Source organism: Alcaligenes sp. RM2, assembly GCF_052931795.1.
In genome coordinates, this window is the sequence record NZ_JBRFIO010000005.1 from 85,391 (window position 1) to 106,480 (window position 21,090).

Below are 21,090 nucleotides of genomic sequence, written 5' to 3' on the forward strand. Positions count from 1 at the left end.
GATGGCGCTGAAATTCTTACAAAGGCTGCTGGGTGAACCCTGGTTAGCCTTTAATCGGTTTTTGACCGTACGTATGTTGCGTCGCAGGACGCAGCAGTGTGGCTCGGTGCAAACCCCTTATGAACCGATACAAGGTCGCATGCTGTACGTGGCGGCCAGTGCCTTGCCGTATCACATTAGCGGCTATACCACTCGTACGCATGCTATTGCTCAGGCTTTGCAGGAGGCCGGTGGCGATGTGTGTGTCTTGACTCGCCCTGGCTATCCGTGGGATCGCAAGGATAGATTGGCTGATGCGTCGGCGCAGACAACGGTGGTGGATCAGGTCCAGTACGTTCATGTACAACGTCCGGCCAATAATCGCCCCGTCATGCAGTTCGCCATAGAAGCCGCCACCTCCATCGCCCAGGAAGCCATCAAGCAGCGCGTCGCCGTCATCCATGCCGCGTCCAACCACGTCAATGCCTTGCCGGCCTTGATTGCAGCGCGCCAGTTAGGCATTCCGTTCCAATATGAAATGCGTGGCTTGTGGGAGTTGAGCCGGGCCTCCCGTATGCCAGAGTTCCGTGATTCTCAAGGTTTCAAGCAAGGCCTGGAGTTGGAAGGTCTGGTTGCCAGCCAGGCAGACCGTTTGTTTGTGATTTCCGAGCAATTGGGGCAATACGCGCGCGAGCACTGGAATGTTGATCCTGCACGTATGGGCCTGATGCCCAATTGTGTCGACCCCTCGCGCTTTACCCCTGGCGCTGCCCAGGATGTGCAGCCCAACACGATTGTTTATGCTGGCTCCCTGATTGTTTATGAAGGTCTGGATGTCTTGATCGACGCCGTGGCGGATCTGGTTGGCCGTGGTAAGGATGTGACCCTGACCATTATTGGAGATGGGGAGGCGCGCGCTCAGTTGCAGGCTCAGGTGCAAAGTCTGGGTATGGAAAAGCATGTACTGTTTGCTGGTCGGGTCTCGCCTGAGGAGGCTCGCGCCTTGCAGGCCAAGGCTGCGCTGGTATGTATTCCTCGTCGTCCCTTTGAGGTGTGTCGTATTGTGCCTCCCATCAAGCTGGTTGAGGCGATGGCGATGGGCAAACCTGTTCTGGTGCCGGATCTGCCGGTGTTTCAAGACGAAGTTGGGCCATGTCGTTCGGTGCGTTTTTTTAAAGCAGGGGATGTGCAGGACTTGGCTCGTGTGCTGGATGAAACCTTTCAGGCAGGTCCAGAAGTGTTGGCCCAGGATGGTGCCTTGGCACGTGAAGAGGCCACGCAGCGTCGCAGTTGGGCTGACTTTGTGGTGCATGCTTTGCCGGCCGGGGCTAATTCATGATTGGTCGCGCAATCCGGGCTTTGGGGGCGCGCATCTATACGCACCCAACCGTCAGCGAAGACGGCAAGCCCGCGGGGCAGTTTGGGCAATTGAAAGTAGCCTTGGTGTCGGACTATTTCACGGCAGACTGCCTGTCAGCCGAATGCTCTATCCGTATTCTGAACCCGCGCAATTACGAGGAGGTCATCTCCTCCTGGAAGCCTGATCTGCTTTTTGTGGAGTCCGTGTTCCATGGGCTGGGTGGCGCGTGGCGCTACGAGCTGGCCAAGCAGTCGCGACTGATCCGTTTGCGTACGCCTCGCACGATTTACAAGCTGGTGCAGTTCGCTAAGGATCAGGGTGTGCCCACGGTGTTCTGGAACAAGGACGACGGGGCGTATTTCGAGCACTTCATTGATGTGGCCAAGGCCTTTGATTATGTGTTCACCACGGACAGTGATTGCCTGCCGCGCTATCGTGCTCGCTTGAATCCTGATGTGCCTGTGAACACCCTGAGCATGCCGTATCAGCCTGCGTTTCATAACTTCACGGGCTTTGATTTCACACGCAAGGAAGGGTGCTTTACGGGCAGTTATTACCGCCGCATCCTGAGTGAACGTAGGCGCTTTCTGGACATGATTTTCGGGGCCTGTGAAGATGCGCAGATGCAGCTTAATGCCTACGACAGAAATCACGACAGATTGTCCCGGCATATCGAATTCCGCTTTCCGCGCTCGACGCATGTGCAGGTTCATGGTCAGGTTCCGCACCGCGAGACGGGGCGTATCTACAAAGAACATGTGATGTGCCTGAACGTGAACTCGGTCACGGATTCTGACACCATGTGCTCGCGCCGTTTGCTGGAGATTCTGGCCAGTGGGGGCATTGCGGTGACTAATCCCGGTCGTGCGGTGGATCGTTATTTCCGCGATTTCTGCCACGTGGTGCATTCCCGTGAGCAGGCCACTGAGTTGTTTGCACGTCTGCGCCAGGGCCCCACCGCGCAGGATTGCGAGCGTGCGGCAGCGGGGGCGGCGTATGTGCGTCAGTTCCACACCTGGGAGCATCGCCTCCAGGAGCTGGCTGATGTGGTCGGCTTCTAGGGTGCGCTTGTTTCCATGATTGTGAGCATTTTTGCGTACCTGATTCAGGCGCTGTTCTTGTTGGTTGTTGGGGCCTTTGCCCTGTACGTGGTTCTGGAACTGCGGGTACTGCTGATCTCGCGACGGGTGGAGCGTCGTAAGCTAAGCGAGCTGGTGCAGACGTCCGCCTCCTTGCAGCAGGATTGGTGTCCCAAGGTCAGCGTTTTATTACCGATTTATAACGAGGCCGCTGTTGTCGAGCGTTTGATCGATGCGGCTTGTCGTCTGGATTATCCGGTGTCCGCGCTGGAAATTCTGGTGCTGGACGACTCAACAGACAAGACTGCGCTGTTGGCCCAGAACAAGGTGGATCAGTGTGCTCGGCAAGGTGTGCCCATTCGCCGCATTCAGCGTGCTGACCGTGCAGGCTACAAGGCCGGGAATCTGGTGCATGGCATTCAGCATTCCCAGGGCGAGTTTTTTGCGATCTTTGATGCGGACTTTTTACCGCCAGCCGACTTCCTGCAGAAAACCATTCCGCCTTTCAAGGACGAGAAGCTGGGTTTTTTGCAAACGGGTATTGGCTATGAGAACCGCGACCATTCTTTTCTGACCCGTTTTCAGGCCATGGAGATGGGCCACCAGCAGTATGTGACGGTGGGGCTGAGTGAAGATGGGGACATGGCCTCGCTAAGTGGCAGTTCCTGTGTCTGGCGACGCGCTTGCGTGGAAGCCTTGGGGGGCTGGAATGCCTCTACCATTACCGAGGACGTGGACCTGGGCTATCGAGCTCAGTTTGGTGACTGGAAATACGCTTATTTGCGCGATGTCGTATCCATGTCCACCTTGCCCGAGAACATCAGTGCGTTCCGTGTGCAGCGGGAGCGCTGGGGGCGGGGTCTGATTCATAGTGCCTTCAAGCATCTCGGGCAGATGTGGCAGCAGGACATGCCCTTGATGAAGCGCATGCATGCGTTTTCCATGATGTTTTCATCGGTCATGCTGGCGTCGATTTATGCCCTGATCTTGCTAAGCCTGCCGCTGAATTATTTGCTGAATTTTGATCATGTCGTCTTGCAGTGGGGCGCGCCGCTATTCTTTTTGCTGGTCGCTGTCTGGGCGTTGAATAATGCTTTCGGTGCCCGCAAGGGAGCACGTTTTGATGACAGGCCGGGCGTGTTGGGCACCTTGTGGCATACCTACTTGTATGTCGCCATGTTCCCGCCCATGGCTTGGTATTATTTTGTCGGTGGTGTGCGAGCCGCCTTCAAGGTCTACGGGGAATTTAACCGTACGCCAAAAGGTGAGGGCGAGAAGGTGGCAAGACAGCCCCGCATCAATCTTTATTTGCTGATTGGTGAAGTGTTCACTTTCCTGTATTCGGCATTGGCCTTGTATGTGGCCATACGCATGGGCAATTACTTGTTGATTCCTTTGAATGCGACGGTTTGTGTCGGCTTTGGCATGGTTTTGTACTGGTCCTTCCAAGAAAGGAGAGCGCGTGGGCGTCGCTGAACCAGCAGAGCAGGAACGGATTCTGATTACCGGTGCCACCAGTGCCATTGGTGGCGAGCTGGCGCTTTACTACGCCAAGCCCGGTACAGAGCTGACTTTGCATGGTCGCAATGCTGCGATTCTGGAGCCTTTGGCCGAGCGCTGCCGACAGGCGGGTGCGCAGGTACAGACGCATCAGATGGATTTGTGTGATCTGGATGCCTTGCATGACTGGTTGTCGCAATGCGCAGCCTTTGATTTGGTCATCGTGAATGCGGGTATGAATATCCATATAGGTCCCAATGGCGAGCCCGAGGTCTGGGAAGATACCGAGCTGCTGCTGGATATCAATGTGAAGGCCTCGCTGCGAGTCGTGCAATCTGTGCTGCCCGCCATGCGGGCGAAAGGGCGCGGTCAGATCGTCTTGATGAGCTCCTTGGCCGCTTACTTTGGTCTGCCCACCACGCCGTCCTATAGCGCCAGCAAGGCGGCGGTCAAAGCTTATGGTGAAGGTTTGCGCGGCTGGTTGGCCCCGGAGGGGATCAAGGTCAATGTGGTGATGCCAGGCTACGTTAGCTCGCCCATGTGTGATGCCATGCCAGGCCCCAAACCATTCCTGTGGACCCCGCAAAGAGCAGCCAAGCGTATTGCCCGTGGCCTGAAAGCCAACAAAGCGCGTATCAGCTTTCCGTTTCCTTTGAACCTGGGTTGCTGGTTTCTGGCAGTGCTACCCGCCCGGGTGTCCGTTTTTATTCTGAGCAAGATCGGTTATGACGCTTGAGCCGGGATTCTGGACTGCTATCCTGGCGGCCTTGTCGGGGCTGGCCCTGACAGTCGGGCTGGAGCGTTTCCTGCAAACAGCAGCCAGCTTGAGTCGTCCTGCAGCGGCCTGGGCCTTGCACATAGGCCTGTACGGTTTGGCATATGTCGCCCTGGTTTTTTTGCTGGGACGGCCTGTCTTTGCCACGGCCTTGCTGTGCGCTTTTTTCCTGTTGCTGGTCGTGGTCAGCAATGCCAAGTTCAAGGCTTTGCGTGAAGCTTTTGTATTTCAGGACTACGAGTATTTTACGGATGCGATTCGTCACCCTCGGCTCTACATTCCTTTTCTGGGGTGGGGGAAGTTCTTTCTGGCAGCAGCGGGTTTTATTGCCGCATTGACGATTGGCTTGTGGCTGGAAGCCGTGCCTGCCTTGCGGGCTGCCTGGACAGCGCAATGGGGAGCCTTGGCGCTGCTGGCTGTGCTGAGTCTGGGCTTGCTGCTTTGGGGCAATAGTGCGCGTTTGATGGTGCAGATTGCACCTGAGCAGGACGTGCAGGCCTTGGGGCTGTTAGCCAGCTTCTGGCGTTATTGGCAGCAAGGGCGGGAGCGCCCCAGCTTGTCCTCCCCTTTTGAAAGTGTTGCTCCAACGTCTGCACCTGTTTTGTCCGGTGCGGATTCTTCGGGGGATCTGCCGCATCTGGTTTCCGTACAAAGCGAGTCTTTCTTTGATGCCCGGCGAATGTCTGACGGGATTCGACCAGAAATTCTGGCGGAGTTTGACCGCTTCAAAGCCGAAGCGGTTGCCAGCGGATACTTGCAGGTCCCCGCTTGGGGCGCGAATACCGTGCGCTCGGAGTTTTCCTTCTTAAGCGGTATTGAAAACAGCACTTTGGGCGTGCACCGCTTCAACCCCTATCGTGCAGTATGTGCGGGATGGTCTGTGGCGACTTTGGCTTCCTGGTTGAAGCAGCAGGGTTACCACACGATTTGTATCCACCCTTATCCCGCCAGTTTTTACCAGCGCAACCGTGTATTTCCGCTGTTTGGGTTTGACGAGTTTCTGGACATCAAGGCCTTTGCGGATGTGGAACGTACAGGCCCTTATATTGGCGATCTGGCGGTGGCGGATAAAGTCGCCAGTGTGCTGGAGCAGGCTACAGGGCCGGTATTCATTCATGTGATTACGATGGAGAATCACGGGCCTTTGCACCTGGAAAAGGTTGCAGCGGGTGATATCGAGGCCTTGTACCATCAGCCTCCTCCGCAAGGCTGCGAGGATCTGACGATCTACTTGCGTCACATCCGCAATGCCGATGCCATGCTGACACGTCTGCGCGGAGCTTTGATCTCGTCGGACAGGCCTGCCAGCCTGTGCTGGTATGGCGACCACGTTCCCATCATGCCCTCGGTCTACGCGGCGCTAGGTACTCCTTGTGGGGATGTGGATTACTTTATCTGGAACTCTACTCAGGGGCAGGCAAGAGCGCCGCGTCGGGATGCGGCGATTCATGATCTGGCACGGGAGTGGATGGGCGCGAGTGGATTGATGAGCCAGTAGACGCTTTGTCTACTGTAGTCCTAGTACCAATCAACAACATTGCTTGCCAGGGCGTTATGCATTCCCGCATCGCTGGACACCAAGATGGCCCCTATTGAATGGGCATGGGCTGCAATCAACATGTCCATATACGAGAGCGAGCGACCTTTGGCTTCTATGGCTACACGGAAAGCCGGATAAACATCGGAAACGGAATCATCCCAATCCAGCACAGTCATCGTGCTTAGCAGGGCTTCTGTTGTCGCCTGCAAGGTAGGTCTGGACTTTTTGGCAAACCCATACATCAGCTCAGCGAGCACAATATTAGATACAAAAATATTGCTGGGACTGTGTCCCAGCATAGTTTCTCTTACTTTGCCCCTGTTCATGGCAGCATTGGAAACAGCATTGGTATCTAGCATGTAGATCATTCTTCCCACCCTGCGAAATGATCTTTCTCGGGGGCGGGGTCTTGATCTCTGTTCAGATCTTCCAGGAAACCTTCGAATTCAGCAGGGTCATTATTAGCGGCAACATTAAGGAAGTGATCCCAGCCTCTTGGCTTTGAGGACAGAATGACATCACCAGACTCTTGGTCTCGTCGTATGAAGACTCTTTTCCCTTCGAATCGAAAACCTTCAGGTAGACGAACCGCTTGACTATTTCCACTCATGAACACGCTTGTTGTCTTGCTGGTGGGGTGAACTTTCTTGGCGGGTAGTTTTACGTTTGTACGCATAGTTACCTCCATGGGTTTGGTATATACGGATAGTATACACGTGGAGGCTGATGAGAAAATAGTGCCCTAGGTCTTTGATAGATAATGAGATTGGGCAGGGGCAGCTAAGTGGACAGCCTTAGTTCTTGAAAGCCTCTATCCAATGCCGAGTAGACGCATCATGCTCAGCAGAGGCTTTTTTCTCTCCCGACAGCTCCTGCAAAATCCCGTTCGCCAATACTTTCCCGTACTCCACACCCCATTGGTCAAAGGGGTTGATCCCCCAGATCAAGGCCTGTACAAATATCTTGTGCTCGTACAAGGCCAGCAAGGCGCCTAGCGAGAAGGGGTTCAGGCGAGGTAACACAATCAGGGTGTTAGGGCGGCCGCCCGAGTGCACGCGATGGTGGGCCAGTTCGGCAGCCTGCTCGCCCAGACCTTGTTGTTCGCACTCGGCCAGGGCCTGCTCGTAGGTTTTGCCGCGCATCAAGGCTTCGCGCTGTGCCAGGCAGTTCGCCAGCAGCAGATTATGGTGCTCGGCCTGATTGTGATCTGCCTGCTGGCACACAATAAAGTCCACAGGAGCGCCATCGCTGCCCTGGTGTAGCCACTGATAGAAGGTGTGTTGTGCGTCTGTTCCGGCCAGTCCCCAGACAGCTGCGCCGGTAGCGATTCCAACCGGTTCACCGCTGGTGGTGACCGACTTGCCCAGCGACTCCATATCCAGTTGCTGAATGTAGGGCACCAGATTGCCCAGGCGGAAGTCGTAGGGGGAAATGTTCAGTGAGCCATAACCCAGCACACTGCGGTTGACCACGCCAGCCAGTGCCATTTGCACGGGCACGTTGGAGGCGATGGGGGCTTCCTGAAAATGCTGGTCCATGGCTGCAGCGCCTGACAACATCCCGGCCACCACGTCACTGCTAACCGCTAAAGCCGTGGTTAAGCTGACTGCCGACCACAGGGAGAAGCGGCCACCTACCCAATCCCAGAACTGGAAGACATTTTTTTGTGGAATCCCCCAGTTGGAGGCGGTTTCAGGGCGGGCGGTGACCGCAACGATTTGTTCGTAGGGGTTGGCAACGCCAGCGGCTTGCAGCCATTCCAGGGCCCGCTGTCCGTTCTTGAGAGTCTCGGTCGTGGTGAAGGATTTGGAGGCGATCACGATCAGAGTGTCGTGAGGGTCCATGCCCGACAAGGCATGTTCCAGCGCATGGCCGTCGATATTGGCCAGAAAGCGTACGTTGCGCCAGCTGTGGCGATAGCCAAAGGCCGCCAGGGACAGGCGCACGCCCCAGTCGCTGCCACCAATACCAATATGGATTATGTTGCGCCAGCGGCGCTCGGAGTCGGCGACGCGCACGAATTCGTTCATACGCTCGCGTTCCTTGGCAACTTCCGCCGTGGGGGCGGGGGCGCGCAGGGCGCTGTGCCAGGCGGCGCGTTGTTCGGTGCCGTTGACGATGCCGCCGTTTAGCAACTGCTTGCGTGCCGTGTTGAAATGGCGGGCTGCTAAAAGAGCGGCTCCGGCTGCCTGAAGTTCTGGCGAATGCCGCTGTCCACTCAAGTCCACTTGCAAGCCTGCGGCTTTCAGGCAATGCAGGTCCAACGCGTATCGATCAGACTGGTGTGCTGCCTCGCAAAACCCGGTCCATTCTGGCAGACCGGGTAAAGGGGCGGCAGAGGGAAGGATTTCAGCGTTCAGGGGCATGGGGTTTTGGCCTGCAGTAGACGAAACCGCCATTGTACGAGGCTTTATCGGGCTTGAGCGTCTGCCGGTAAGCGGGTTTGTCTTGGTGTTTACGAGTGCATCCGTACTAGCTGATCACCATCGTAGGGCAGCACCCATGCCTGCAAACCAGGATCGCCAGCCAGTACCCGAGCTATCTCTGGTGGCGACATCCAGGAAAAGGCTGTGGACAGGGCGTCGGCAATGGTGGCATTTCCGGCCACGACAGAGACACTGCGATACAAAGGACGGGCCTGACCATTGGCGGGGTTGAACAGATGGGTGACGGAGCCATCCCGGCTAAGTGCTGTGCCTGCTCCTGACGAGGTGCTGACTGCCTGATTGTGTATATCCAGATTCAACAAGCTGGCTGGCTCTGCTTGATCGCCTGCCAGACCGACGCGCCAGGGACGATTTCCCGGAGCCGTGCCCAGGCTGCGTATCTCGCCCATATCGACCAAAGCGTGCTCCAGGCCTGCCTGTTTCAGCTGTTCAGTGATGCGATCGGTGATGTAACCCTGAGCAATCCCGTTCAGGGTCAGGGCCATGCCGGGGTGTTGTAGCAGGACTGTGTCACCTTGAATGTGGATGGCTTGATAGCCGACTTGCTGCAGCGTTTGGCTAATCTCGGCGGCATCAGGAATGGATGTTTGAGTGTTGCGTTGAGCCGCTTGGCTATACAGCTCCCAGAGTACCTGCACGGTTGGATCAAAGGCCCCGTTCGTTAATTCACTCAGGCGCTGTGATTCCAGCAGCAGCCGCGTCAGATCGCCGGGGGCTTGCTTCAGATAGCCATCGCGATTCAGGCGGCGCAAGGCGCTGTCTTGTTCATACAGACTGAATATTCGCTCCAGCCGTCGCACTTCGGATAGGGCCCGATCAATCAGGGTTTGTGCGAAAACCGGGTCGGGATGGTGGATATGCAGTTGTGCGTCCGCACCTAAAGCCACCCCTTGCCAGGAGCTGAGCGGGGTAGTGGCTGCTTGCATCGCTTTGACGGCCCAGGGCACGCAAGTCAGGGCGCTGGTCGCGGCCACGATACCGATAAAACGACGGCGGGAAACAGGAGTAGAAGTCATGGCAAATACCTGGGATCAGGAAGATAAGCGTTTCAAGGCAGCGCGACCGCACCAAAGATGTAGTTCTCCGGCATCTCGGCAAAGCGAACCACCTGGCCGCCATGCTGCTGCTGGAAGTCCTTGGCGGCCTGCTCCTGGCTAAAGGGCAGGGCATCGATGGTGCCCATGCCACCGGTGTAGCGGCTGTAGATCAGATACCAGGCATCTTGTGCCGGTATCCAGGCTTGGTCGGGGAACTGGCCGTCCTGATTGCGTTGGGCCATGTCTTGCACATAGGTGGCGGCAATGGCCTTGGATTCTTCAGGCAGCATGGTGTAGGCAAAGACCTCGCGTATGGTGGTGAACCAGAGCGGCGCTTCGCGTTCGCGCAGAAGGATTTGCCCTTTGGGGCCTTGATGCTCGAACAGGTACATGCCGCAGTAGTGGCCTACAGCCGTTTGCGGGATCTGGACGACGGGAGGCGGCGGGGCTTGCACCTGTTCCGGTTGGCCGCAGGCAGCCAGTATCAGACCCAGGCACAGCAACAGAAAAGTGCGCAGTTTTTTCATAGTGCTTTTCTTTTGAATACCAGGCTTGCCAGACCAAAAGGCACGGCGATCCACAGCAGCAGAACGCTCATCAACACACTGGCGGGCAGACGAGCCTGTTCGCTTAAACCGGCCATACCAGCAAACATGGCGACATTCTCGTAGCCGGTCAGATTCAGCAGGCGGTACACGTCGGTGGGGTTGAACAGCAGGATGATGTTCAGCCAGGAAGCGGTGATCATGGCACCTTGGTCAGCGACTAGAATACCCAGCAGAGCCATGTCATAAATCACCACGAAAAACAGCCAGATACCGATGGCCAGTCCGGCCGCAGTGGCACGCTCTCTGACCAGGGTGCTGATGAAATAGCCCATGGACAGGAAGCTGGCACCGAGCAAAACGCTGGCACCCATCATGGCCAGAAAGGGCGTCCAGACGCTGAAGTCCAGGCCGCCATGAGCCATTTGCAAGGTGACACCTGCCAAGCCGTAGCCCACCACCGTAGACAGGCTCAGGATCAGGGCATGGCCCAGGAATTTACCGACCAGAACCTGCCAGCGATGGACGGGGTAGCTCAGCAGCAAGGACATGGTGCCGCGCTCGATCTCGCCCACAATGGCGTCGTAGGACAGCAGCATGGCAATCAGCGGGATCAGGAAAATAGACAGGCTGGACAGGCTGACAACCGTGACTGTCAAAGGATCTACCTTGACGCTGCCGGTGGGGGCGCTGCCCAGAAAACCCAAGGACAAAGCCAGTGCGGCCAGCAAGAGGGTGACGGCCAGTACCCAACGATTGCGCAATCCGTCGCGCACTTCCTTTTGGATGATGATCAGGACAGGGTTCATGGCTTAGTAATCCTCGCGCTTCAAAAAGTGCGCATACAACTCGTCCAGACCGGGGGATTCCAGCTCCAGGTCGGTCAATCCGGGGATGGCATGCGCTTCGCGCAGAATCTGGATTTTTTCGGCTTCGGTGCAATGACGTTCCAGACGATTGGTGCCGATGACATTCCAGTGCTGCGGAACAGAATCGGGGATCTGCTCCACGGTCAGGCGAATACGTACCGGCAAGCCAGCGTGTTGGCGCAGTTCGGACAAGGTGCCGTCGGCAATCTTGCGCCCTTGCTGCATCACGATGATGCGGTCCGCCAGACGTTCCATCTCCGCCAGAGCGTGGGTACTGAGCAGGATGGTGGCCCCGGCATCGCGCAGTTCTTGGACGATTTCGTAGAACAGCAGACGGGAGGCTGGGTCCAGTCCAGTGGTGGGCTCATCCAGTAACAGCACACGAGGTTTGCCCAATAGGGTTTGAGCCAGTGCCAAGCGTTGGCGCATGCCTTTGGAATAGGTACCCACGCGCTTGTGAGCCGCTTGTGCAATGCCGACACGTGCCAGCAAGGCCTGGTTGTCACTGGTCGGCAGCCCTTTCAGACGAGCGTAAAAAGCCAGTGTTTCGGTGCCGGTCAAGGCGGGGTGCAGGGCGACGGTTTCGGGCAAGTAACCGATATGGGCCCGTAGTCGGGCAGCCTGGGATGAACCAGCGTCATGATCCAGCAACGTGACCTTGCCTTCGTCGGCGCGGATCAGGCCCAGAATCAGTTTGATGACAGTACTTTTGCCTGCGCCATTGTGGCCAGCCAGTACCGTGCATTGACCAGGGTAAAGCTCGAAGTTCACCGCGTTGGCGGCACGCTGCTGGCCATACAGCTTGCTGACATTGGCCAGCGCGACAGGGGCCGTGCAGTTATTGGATGGAGTCATGGTTGGCCTTGTAGCGCTCCCAGACGGGATTGTCGGGCGCACGCATCAGCGGTGCGCTATCGATGATGCCGCCGGGCAAAATGGCAGGAAATTGGGTTTGCGCCCAGCGCACAATGGAAACGGCGGGGCTGTTCAATAACACGCGGGCCGAAGGGGCTCGCCACACCAGTTGTTCAATCAGGCCATTGGGGCGATAAGCGGTGTCACCAATGCCGTCACCGTTCAGGTCAAAGGCGCTGTGATCGCTCCAGTAATTGCCCCGGTCCTTGCTGGACCACTCCAGGTAGCGGGTACCCACATACTTCACCTGATTCTGGTTCTGGATGAAGGCGTTTTCCGTGATCTCATTGCCTTCGGAACCGGCGGTGTAATGCACCCCGATCTGGGTGTTCTGAATCAGGTTGCCGGAGATCGTGTTGAAGTTGGCGTTGTAGAGAAAAACGCCTTTCTCGGCCCCGTCCACGATGTTGTCAGTAATGGTCGATTGCTGAGCGGCATTGAGCATCAAGCCTTGATGCGTGCTGTTGATGCTGATGTTTTCACGTACTGTCAGGAACTGCGAAAACATCAGGGCATAGGCAATGTCATTGCCTATGGAAACATTGCTGCTGACCTCGCTGTTATTGGTGTACATGTAGTGCACCGCATAGCGCAGCTGGGTAAAGCGGTTGTGGCTGAAAACATTGTCGCGGCTGGTATTGGAAAAAATCCCGTCGCGACCCCAAGAAATATCGTTGTACAAGATGCGTGAGCCGGGGGAGTTCCAGACGGTCACGCCATTGCCGCGCTCATTCAGACGCAGCTCTTTATTGCCTACGATGGTGTTGTGTTGCACCAGCGCGTTATGGGGCCCCCAGACATACACCCCCACCAGATTGTCGAGGATGTCGTTGTTTTCAATCAGGGCGTTATGGGCGGGTTTATCCAGGAATATGCCTGCATCCATGTCGGGCAGGCTCAAGCCGGAATTACGCACGGTAATCTGACGTATCTGCACATCTTCCGCCTGCACCCACACCGTGCGGCCTTCACGTTCGCCCAGCAACACGGCTTGCCGGTTGCTGGGGCCTTGAAGCGTCAAGGGCTTGTTCACGATGATGTTGCCCTGATACGTGCCGGGAGCCAGCATCAGGATGTCGCCAGCTTGGGCGGCATCGATGACGGCTTGTAGCGGGGTATCGGCAGGCACCTCAATGGTGGCCGCTTGAGCCATCAGGCCACTGGCCGCCAGGGCCAGGACAGTAAGCGGCTTGAAGGCCAGCCTCAGCACCAGGGTTGGGCTGAGGGATCGTGCACGGATAGGGAGCAGGCAGAAAGGCTTCATGTCACCGTCAGGCTTTGGGTTTCACGTTCATCTGACCGGACATTTCCATGTGCAAGGCGTGGCAGAACCACTGGCAGTAGTACCAATGCACACCGGGGCGCGAAGCCGTGAAGGTGACCGAGCTGGTTTGTTGCGGACCAATTTCCATGGCCACGCCGTAGCCGGACAAGGTAAAGCCGTGGGTCAAGTCCTCGATCATCTCCATATTGGTGACGACGACGGTGACCTCATCGCCCTGGTTGACCTCGAAGCTGGGCACGGAGAACACGGGTGCCACAGCGGTCATGTAGACCCGCACCTTGTTGCCATCCCGAATGACTTTGGACGCACCCTCCAGGGTGACGCCGTCTTTTTCAGCCATTTTCCGTGCGCCGTCCCACCATGGGTCGTCGCGAGTCCAGACGCGCTTGGGTCGTACTTTGTCAGCTGCAACCAGCAGCATGTCGTGTGGTTCGGCAAAGCTTGGGCCATCGTGAACCAGCTTCATGACGTCGCCCGAAATGTCGATCAGCTGATCGTTTTCTGGCTTGAGCGGGCCTACGTTCAGGAAGCGGTCTTTGGAGAACTTGTTCAGCGACACCAGCCATTTACCATCGGCCTCTTTGGTCTCGCCCATGGTGGTGTGATTGTGGCCGGGCTGGTAGTGCACGTCCAGTTTCTGGATGATGGGGTCTACGTCCTTGCCCTGGTAAGCCTCAATGGCTTTGGCCATGTTCCACTTCACGATCTGGCTGTCGATAAACAGCGTGGTGTAGGCATTGCCGCGGCCGTCATAGGCCGTGTGCAGTGGGCCCAGACCCAGTTGAGGCTCTGCCACTACGCAGTCGCGCGGTTTGATCTTATCGGCGAACAAGTCGTCCAGGCGGCGCACGTCAATCATGGTGACGGTGGGCGAGAGCTTGCCGTTAAACACCACGTGGATGCCATCGGGGCTGGCATTGCAACCGTGCGGGGAGTTGGGCACAGGAATGTAGCGGGTATAGCGCGAACCTTTGCGGCCATCCAGCACTTTGACGCCCTGCATCTCTTTGAAGTCGCCTTTCTTGACGCCGTCTTCAATGGCCTTCAGGTTGAACACCACGGCCCAGTCCTGCTCGTTGGCGCTCATCTCGCCGACGTCCAGCCCCTTTTCGGAGTTGTAGCAGGTGGAGAAGGCGTACTTGCCCTGGTAGTCGGCGTCGCAGTTGTCCAGGTTGCCATCCACGATCACCTGCCAGGCGATTTCCATGGTGTCGCCATCAATGGCGGTAAAGACAGAGAAGTAGTTCTCTTTGGGGTTGCCGAAGATGGTGCCGTTATTGGGAAGGGGAACGATGTGTTCGCCGTTGCAGAACACATAGCCGGTGCGGGGGTAGCGTTGGGGGCGCAGGCCGTGGATGCCGTCGGCATTGGGGATCTCGATGATCTTGTCGCACTTCATGACATCGCAGCGCACGCGAGCCACGCGGTTATTAGCCTTGTCGTTGATGTAGATGAAGCGCCCGTCGTAAGTCCCGTCGGTAAAGGACATATGGGGGTGGTGAGCATCGCCGTTAGGCAGGATGCCGCCCAAGGAGTCAGCAAAGGCCAGGGTTTCAGGCGTCAGGTTGGCGCGCATGATCTGGCGACTTTCGTTGGTAATGCCCCAGCCCGTCGCGCTGCAAATGTTGAAAATCGGGATGCGCATCAGCTCGCGCATGGAGGGCAGGCCCATGATGCGGATTTCGCCGGACTGACCGCCGGAGTTGAAGGCGTAGTACTGGTCCAGTTCACCCGGCTCAATGTGGGCATTTTGCCCGTCCGGTGCTTTTTTCGTATCGGCCAGAGCATTGCCAATATGGGTGGCGCTGACGACTGCGGCACCTGACAAGGCGGCGGTGCCCAGAAAGGCGCGGCGACTCAAGCCGTGTTTATCCTGTGTGTTCTCGGACATGGTGTGATCTTCCTTTTGTGTGATGACGTGACCGACTTGGCGCTGGGGCGCGCCCAGCCGTCTCACGGCGTGGCTGGCGTGGAATCGGTACTGTCTACGCTGCGTGGACGCACGGTAGGGCGGGCAGCAGCATCGTCTTGCAGCGAGCTGGCAACGGCAACGGGGGCCGGTTTATCTCGCTTGCGCTTGGCGATCTTTTGAATCAGGTGCGGGCATTTTTTCTCGTGGTGATACAGCATCTGGCAGTTCAGGCACTGGATGCACTCGTTGGGGTTGATCGGGCCTTCTGGCTCGATGGCTTGGACGGGGCAGTCGCTTGCACAGCGCTGACAGGGGTTGCCACACATGGGGTAGCGACGCAGCCAGTCAAAGATGCGCAAGCGGGCGGGGATAGCCAGGGCAGCGCCCAGGGCACAGAGGTAGCGGCAGTAAAAGCGCTCGATAAACAGGCTGGCAATCAGCAGCAAGACGGCAAAGATGGTGAAGGGCCAGTCGCGGATGAATTTCAGAATAATGGCGGTCTTGAAGGGTTCGACTTCCGCCATCTTTTCCGCCACGGCCATGTCGTACAGGGCAAAGCCAAACAGCAGAATGAAGATCACGTATTTGATGGACACCAGGCGCTTATGGGCGCTGTAGGCTACCTTGATTTGCGGAATGCGCAGGAAGCGGGCCAGTTTGTTGGCCAGCTCTTGCAGCGCCCCAAAGGGACAGAGCCAGCCACAGAAGGCACCCCGGTTCCAGAAGATCAGGGAGATGGCGGTGGCGATCCACAGAATGAAGACCAGCGGATCCATCAGGAAGTATTCCCAGCGGAAATCGGTGCGCAGTGCGTGCGAGAAAGTCAGTACGTTCACCACGGACAACTGGGCCGAGGCGTACCAGCCAATCCAGACCAGGGAGAACAGCAGAAAGCCGATGCGAAAGCGCTGGTAGAACACTTCGTGCTTGGTTAGCGTGTCCTGAAAGAAGAAGACTCCACCCAAGATCAGCAAGGACAGCAGCAGCACGGCAATCTGCACTTTCTTGCCCGCCCAGATTTGCTTGTACAAAGGCTCGCCGGCGGTGTCCAGGTCATCGTGCTCTGCGGTATCGGGGGCCGCTGCAACGGCTGCTGAAGGGGGCGCTGTCAAATAGGCATCAGGAAGCTGGTAATTCAGGTTCAGCGTGACAAAGGCTTTATCCTTGACGCTCAGCACGCGCTGAACCAGCAGTTGCAGCCGCCAGGGTTGGACCGGATCAAAGGTGGCGGTAGCCGGAATCTTGAACAGGGCGGCTTCTTTGAAGTCAGGGGCATTGGCGGCTTTCACGCCGGGCAGACGCTGGTGGTCCAGATCGGTGAAGTGAAAGCTGTCCAGATCCTGGACGATCTCGATACGGTCAAAAATCCCGCCGCGTACATAGCCTGATCCTTTGAAGGAATACAGCCCGTTCCCGACGACCAGCATGGCTTGCTGACCGGGTTTCAGCTCTTGTTGCAGGTACGTGTAGTCAGATTCGCCCAGCAGGCTTTTTCCAATGCTGGGCACGCTGACCAGGGCGGCGTACAGATCAATAAAAGTGTCTTGTGGGTCGCCTTCCTGCGGATGGGCGGCGGCTTCCGTGCGACCACTGTCGATGAAAGCCTGGTTGATGTCGGCCACGCTGACGTGCAGGCGTTGGATGGCACCGCTTTGGAGCAACTCATCCCAGCTGGCAATGGTTTGATTGCTGCTGTCTATGCTGCGTTTGACTGCCGCCGGTGCTGTGGCGGGGGCGGCAGGCTGGCCTATGCCTTCTTGCCGGGCCACCAGTTGGGAAGAGCGCATGATGCTGTCACCGACCACCATCAAGGTCACGGTGGCACCACTGATAATGTCGACAGGTGGTGGTGCGCCGGGTTTGGGACGGTTCTTGATGTAATTCTGGCCCACATAGCCCTGAATGAAGGCTTCTACCCGCGATTCGGGGATGCCGATCAAGACAATGGGTTCATGGTGTTCCAGCAGCTTGGCAGCGACGATGCTGCCATCCATGCTCATGGCGACCAGGGTGTCGATGGGGAAGCTGGAGTAACCACGGGTGTTAACGATGTCGGTCGTCACATACACATATCCTAGCTGTTCCTGATCCTTAAAGACCTTGGCAACAGGTAAGGTGCCCGCGGGCTCGCTGGTGTGGGTGGCGGTGGGAAAGATCTCGTTAAGGGCAATGTCCGGCAAGAAATGGGCAATGCGCGAACTGGAGTGTGCCGTAGGACTGCTCAGACAGGCTGCCAGTACAAAAAGCAGGAGCCAGATAATACGGAACTGAACATGCCGGGCAACGCGATTGAGGGACGTCATTTCTTACCACCTGCAACAAGATTCTTGCGAGATGGTAGGGGTTACCCTTTGTTTACTCTTTGTGTCAGAGCAAGGACAGATTCTGACAAGAGTGGATATGGGTCGGCGTCAGTCAGCCCTTGATCTGTGAGGAACGATGGCAGGCTTTGCTGGCCGGGCTTTAGATGAGGGTCAGCCTTGCTGATGCAAATAATTCAGGACCGCGTCGGCATCACCCTGAAAAATGATCCGTTCCGCTTTTTGTTCGCGTTGATAGGCGTACATGGGGTCGTAGTATTGCGTCAGCAAACCACCGATCCAGTCCCGGTGACCCTCCAGCGCGCCGCTGCGCTCCTGCTCCTGCAAGGCCTCATCCATGATGGCGGCCAACTGCTGGTAGCGTTGATGGCCCAGGCGCTTGGTAATGCGGGCCAGGCTTTGACGCAGTTGTTCGGCAAAGAGCGCAAAGCCTGTTTGCGGCTCGTATTGGGCTGTGTATTCCGCGTGCAGGTTCTGGACGTAATCGCGCACGATGCGCGTAATGCGGTTTTCCAGGCTATCTTCCAGCCAGATGATGGACCACTGCTGCATCCCCCGGTACAGGCCCAGTGGCAGGCTGCAACGGCCTATGGTTTGGCTTTCATCTTCCAGGACGAAGCGCTGGTGCCCTTGGGCCGTTTTTTTGAGCATGGCGATCGATAGCCTGTGCTCGAAGTCGATCTGGCTGGGTTGGCTGGTGGCGTGTTTGCCAAAGCTGGAACCACGATGATGTGCGTAGCCTTCCAGGTCCAGACTGTTATCAAGCTGCTGCAGGACATCGGTTTTGCCCGTGCCTGTCATGCCGCCCAGAACCTGAAAACGGGCGCTGCCGACGGTTTGTTCCAGATTATTCAGCAAAAAGCCACGCATAGCCTTGTAGCCGCCCACTACGCGGGGATAGGGAATGCCTGCCTCTTCGCGCAGCCAGGTTTGTGTGATCTGGCTGCGCAGGCCACCTCGAAAGCAATACAGGTAGCCGTCGGGATGGTCTTGCGTAAATTGTGCCCAGGCCTGCAGGCGAGCTTGCTTGAGTTGGCCACTGACCAGCTTGTTACCCAAGGCAATGGCGGCATCCTGGCCATGTTGCTTGTAGCAGATCCCCACCAGGTGACGCTCCTCGTCGTTCATCAGTGGCAGGTTCAATGCGCCGGGAAAGGCGCCTTTACTGAATTCGATGGGAGCGCGAGCGTCCATCAAAGGCACATCGTTCAGGAACAGCTCGCGGTAGTGGTGGGTATCAGGACGCATCAAGCGATTTCGACGGCGTGGGTTTTGGCGGGGATGAATTCCCCGATGGCTTCCAGGGTAAGGCCCAATTCCTGTGCTGTTGCCAGAAACTCGGCAGTGGCAGCAGGCTCTACGGCGATCAGCAAACCGCCGCTGGTTTGTGGGTCGCACAGAATGTTGATCTGATCCTGGCTGATAGGAGCGATGCGATGGCCGTAGCTGTCGAAGTTGCGTTGCGTGCCGCCGGGTACACAGCCTTCTTGCAGGTAGTATTCAATGCCGGGCAGCAGGGGCACACGGTCCAGATTCAGACGGGCGGTCAGGCCGCTGCCATCAGCCATTTCGATCAGGTGTCCCAGCAGACCAAAGCCGGTCACATCGGTCATGGCTTTAACACCGGGCAGCTGTGCAAAGCGGCTGCCGGGTTTGTTTAGCGTGCACATCCAGTCGCGGGCCAGGTTTTGATCTTCAGGACGAAGCTTGGCTTTTTTCTCGGCCGTGGTCAGCACGCCAATACCCAGAGGTTTGGTCAGATAGAGCTGGCAGCCTTCAGTTGCGGTGTCGTTGCGTTTTAACTGGCCTTTATCAACTACGCCAGTTACAGCCAGACCAAAAATAGGCTCGGGGGCATCAATGGAGTGACCACCGGCCAGGGTGATGCCAGCAGCATCGCAAGCAGCACGCCCACCACGCACGACCTCGCGGGCAACTTCAGGGGACAGGACATTGATGGGCCAGCCCAAAATGGCGATGGCCATGATCGGTTTACCACCCATGGCGTAGATGTCGCTGATGGCGTTGGTCGCAGCAATGCGCCCAAAGTCATACGGATCGTCCACGATGGGCATGAAAAAGTCGGTGGTCGAGACGACGCCCGTTTCCTCATTCAAACCGTACACAGCCGCATCATCACGTGATGTATTGCCTACCCACAGGTTCGGGTCCACGTTTTGGGCTCCGCTTCCCGCCAAGATAATGTCCAATACTTTGGGGGAAATCTTGCAGCCGCAACCGGCTCCATGACTGTATTGGGTCAGACGAATGGGAGTATCCATGAGCGCGTACCAAGAAAGAGGTTGAAGATGAAATGATACTAAATTGCCCCTATGCCCTGCAGGCTTTTGCTACGGAAAGGGCAGGGGTTGAACACGCTGGGCCAACTGGTCGGTGGCCACCCACTGTGCAAATTGCTCGCCCAGTCGCTGGCTTTGTTCGACGGAGTTTTGCCAGGCAATACGCCGGTCTGCGTCAGGTAGACGCTTGTAGTCGGAGCGATCGGGGATTTTGCGGTCTTTTAGCCGCTGATAAAAACGTTCGGTCGGGCACAGCAAAATCAGATTGTCCAGGCTGTGACGGCGGCGAGCCTTTTGCCAACGGGGCAGGTATTTGTCGAACCAGCTGGCGCTGATCTTTTGAGTGAAATGCGGAAACAAGGTCAAGCCTGGGCTATCCAGATCCAGAGCGCAGAAGTTGTAGTCGACTAGGCCTCCATCCCGGTATAGACCGGCAGGCCAGTTATGGGCGGCATTCACACCGTCAATCACGAGTGGAATAGCGGTGCTGGCGGCCAGGGTCTCGAACAAATTGTGCTGATCCAGTGCGGCGTAGCGAGCCAGGTCTTGATGTCTGCCGTGAATGGGCAAGGGGCTGCGGGTGTCGTGCACAATAACCCGTTCGAAGAACCAATGCGGGATAGCAGGGTGCACATAATTGCCGACCATGCAGCTGAGCAGGGCTGCACCAAGCTGTTTGGGGTTGCGGGAACCCGCCCAGCCCTTGCTGCGTGCCACGGTAATGGCGAAGCGATAGCGTGGATGGTTCAGGATCGCAGCCTGTGAGTCGGCGTCCCCCAGCAAGGTTTTCAGCATGGTCTGGGTAGACCGGGTAATGTCAGCTACCGTGGATTTGGGAAGAAAGGGGCTGTGTATATAAAGCTGCGCAAAGTCCGCAAAGGCTTTGTGCGGATCGCTCTGGGCCGCACAGGCAAAGCGCCAGGAAGCGATGGAGCTGCCAAACAACCATAACGGCTCGTCATGCGTGTTGAGCCAGTCGCCAAACAAATACTGATCCAGCCCGGTTAGCGCCAAAGCCTTGGGCCCACCCGCGCTGCCAATCAGCGTGCTGATGTCCTTGGCATGCAAGCCATTGCTTTGAATATGACGATAAGCACGAGGCCCGGCATAGATCGCGAGATCAGACTCGGTGGACGACAAGATCAGCTCCCGAATGAGGTGATTCTGTAGCCAGAAAGCTGGCTAACCAGGCTTTAGTCTAGCGCTGTTATGGCTGAAGGAAGAGC

Annotated in this window: 18 protein-coding genes; 5 read left to right on the forward strand and 13 right to left on the reverse strand. The window is 57.1% G+C overall.

The genetic code is table 11. The annotated features are described in order from the left end of the window. Position 1: 1 nt before the first annotated feature. Genes ACU6HM_RS15850 through ACU6HM_RS15870 form a run of 5 tightly spaced genes read left to right on the forward strand, consistent with a single transcriptional unit; the run spans position 2 to position 6,191 of the window. A complete protein-coding gene (locus ACU6HM_RS15850; protein WP_446764054.1) occupies positions 2–1,318 on the forward strand; it encodes a glycosyltransferase family 4 protein in 1,317 nt (438 codons plus the stop codon). Next, positions 1,315–2,400, forward strand: a complete 1,086-nt coding sequence (locus ACU6HM_RS15855) for a CgeB family protein (RefSeq protein WP_021447224.1) — start codon at positions 1,315–1,317, stop codon at positions 2,398–2,400. Before ACU6HM_RS15850 ends, ACU6HM_RS15855 begins: the two co-directional genes overlap by 4 nt. 15 nt (positions 2,401–2,415) lie before the next feature. Beyond that, on the forward strand, positions 2,416–3,894 hold the full coding sequence (locus tag ACU6HM_RS15860) for a glycosyltransferase (RefSeq protein ID WP_446764055.1): 1,479 nt from the start codon (positions 2,416–2,418) through the stop codon (positions 3,892–3,894). Beyond that, a complete protein-coding gene (locus ACU6HM_RS15865; RefSeq protein ID WP_446764056.1) occupies positions 3,881–4,654 on the forward strand; it encodes an SDR family NAD(P)-dependent oxidoreductase in 774 nt (257 codons plus the stop codon). The genes ACU6HM_RS15860 and ACU6HM_RS15865 overlap by 14 nt, the downstream gene beginning before the upstream one ends. Beyond that, complete coding sequence (locus ACU6HM_RS15870) at positions 4,644–6,191, forward strand: LTA synthase family protein (RefSeq protein WP_446764057.1); 1,548 nt, start codon at positions 4,644–4,646, stop codon at positions 6,189–6,191. Before ACU6HM_RS15865 ends, ACU6HM_RS15870 begins: the two co-directional genes overlap by 11 nt. A 20-nt stretch (positions 6,192–6,211) precedes the next feature. Here ACU6HM_RS15870 and ACU6HM_RS15875 read toward each other — a convergent pair whose 3' ends face one another. From ACU6HM_RS15875 to ACU6HM_RS15935, 13 genes are all read right to left on the reverse strand, one after another. Continuing rightward, positions 6,212–6,592 (reverse strand): PIN domain-containing protein, encoded by a 381-nt coding sequence (locus tag ACU6HM_RS15875; protein ID WP_181900204.1) that lies wholly within the window; start codon positions 6,590–6,592, stop codon positions 6,212–6,214. Positions 6,593–6,597: 5 nt separating this feature from the next. Further along, positions 6,598–6,909: an antitoxin gene (locus ACU6HM_RS15880; RefSeq protein ID WP_060185429.1), complete on the reverse strand. Its 312-nt coding sequence runs from the start codon at positions 6,907–6,909 to the stop codon at positions 6,598–6,600. A gap of 118 nt (positions 6,910–7,027) precedes the next feature. Next, the gene (gene pgi, locus ACU6HM_RS15885; protein WP_446764058.1) at positions 7,028–8,599 is read right to left on the reverse strand and encodes a glucose-6-phosphate isomerase; all 1,572 of its coding nucleotides are present in this window, start codon (positions 8,597–8,599) and stop codon (positions 7,028–7,030) included. Between the two features lie 89 nt (positions 8,600–8,688). Then, positions 8,689–9,696: an FAD:protein FMN transferase gene (locus tag ACU6HM_RS15890; RefSeq protein WP_446764059.1), complete on the reverse strand. Its 1,008-nt coding sequence runs from the start codon at positions 9,694–9,696 to the stop codon at positions 8,689–8,691. A gap of 32 nt (positions 9,697–9,728) precedes the next feature. Continuing rightward, a complete protein-coding gene (locus tag ACU6HM_RS15895; protein WP_009463487.1) occupies positions 9,729–10,244 on the reverse strand; it encodes a nitrous oxide reductase accessory protein NosL in 516 nt (171 codons plus the stop codon). After that, a complete protein-coding gene (locus tag ACU6HM_RS15900) occupies positions 10,241–11,071 on the reverse strand; it encodes an ABC transporter permease (RefSeq protein ID WP_088451903.1) in 831 nt (276 codons plus the stop codon). Before ACU6HM_RS15900 ends, ACU6HM_RS15895 begins: the two co-directional genes overlap by 4 nt. A gap of 3 nt (positions 11,072–11,074) precedes the next feature. Continuing rightward, positions 11,075–11,986 (reverse strand): ABC transporter ATP-binding protein, encoded by a 912-nt coding sequence (locus tag ACU6HM_RS15905; RefSeq protein ID WP_086061210.1) that lies wholly within the window; start codon positions 11,984–11,986, stop codon positions 11,075–11,077. Continuing rightward, a complete protein-coding gene (locus ACU6HM_RS15910; protein ID WP_446764060.1) occupies positions 11,970–13,310 on the reverse strand; it encodes a nitrous oxide reductase family maturation protein NosD in 1,341 nt (446 codons plus the stop codon). Before ACU6HM_RS15910 ends, ACU6HM_RS15905 begins: the two co-directional genes overlap by 17 nt. A gap of 7 nt (positions 13,311–13,317) precedes the next feature. Further along, positions 13,318–15,222 carry a TAT-dependent nitrous-oxide reductase gene (gene nosZ, locus ACU6HM_RS15915; protein ID WP_021447219.1) on the reverse strand — a complete coding sequence of 635 codons (1,905 nt, stop codon included), beginning with the start codon at positions 15,220–15,222 and terminating at the stop codon, positions 13,318–13,320. A gap of 62 nt (positions 15,223–15,284) precedes the next feature. Continuing rightward, positions 15,285–17,546 (reverse strand): 4Fe-4S binding protein, encoded by a 2,262-nt coding sequence (locus ACU6HM_RS15920; RefSeq protein WP_446764061.1) that lies wholly within the window; start codon positions 17,544–17,546, stop codon positions 15,285–15,287. 171 nt (positions 17,547–17,717) lie between these two features. Continuing rightward, positions 17,718–18,812, reverse strand: coding sequence for a tRNA 2-selenouridine(34) synthase MnmH (gene mnmH / locus ACU6HM_RS15925; protein WP_250756220.1), 1,095 nt, complete (start codon positions 18,810–18,812; stop codon positions 17,718–17,720). Next, positions 18,812–19,846 carry a selenide, water dikinase SelD gene (gene selD / locus ACU6HM_RS15930; RefSeq protein WP_035270166.1) on the reverse strand — a complete coding sequence of 345 codons (1,035 nt, stop codon included), beginning with the start codon at positions 19,844–19,846 and terminating at the stop codon, positions 18,812–18,814. Before selD ends, mnmH begins: the two co-directional genes overlap by 1 nt. Positions 19,847–19,915: 69 nt before the next feature. Then, a complete protein-coding gene (locus ACU6HM_RS15935) occupies positions 19,916–21,004 on the reverse strand; it encodes a hypothetical protein (RefSeq protein ID WP_250756219.1) in 1,089 nt (362 codons plus the stop codon). Positions 21,005–21,090: the final 86 nt, after the last annotated feature.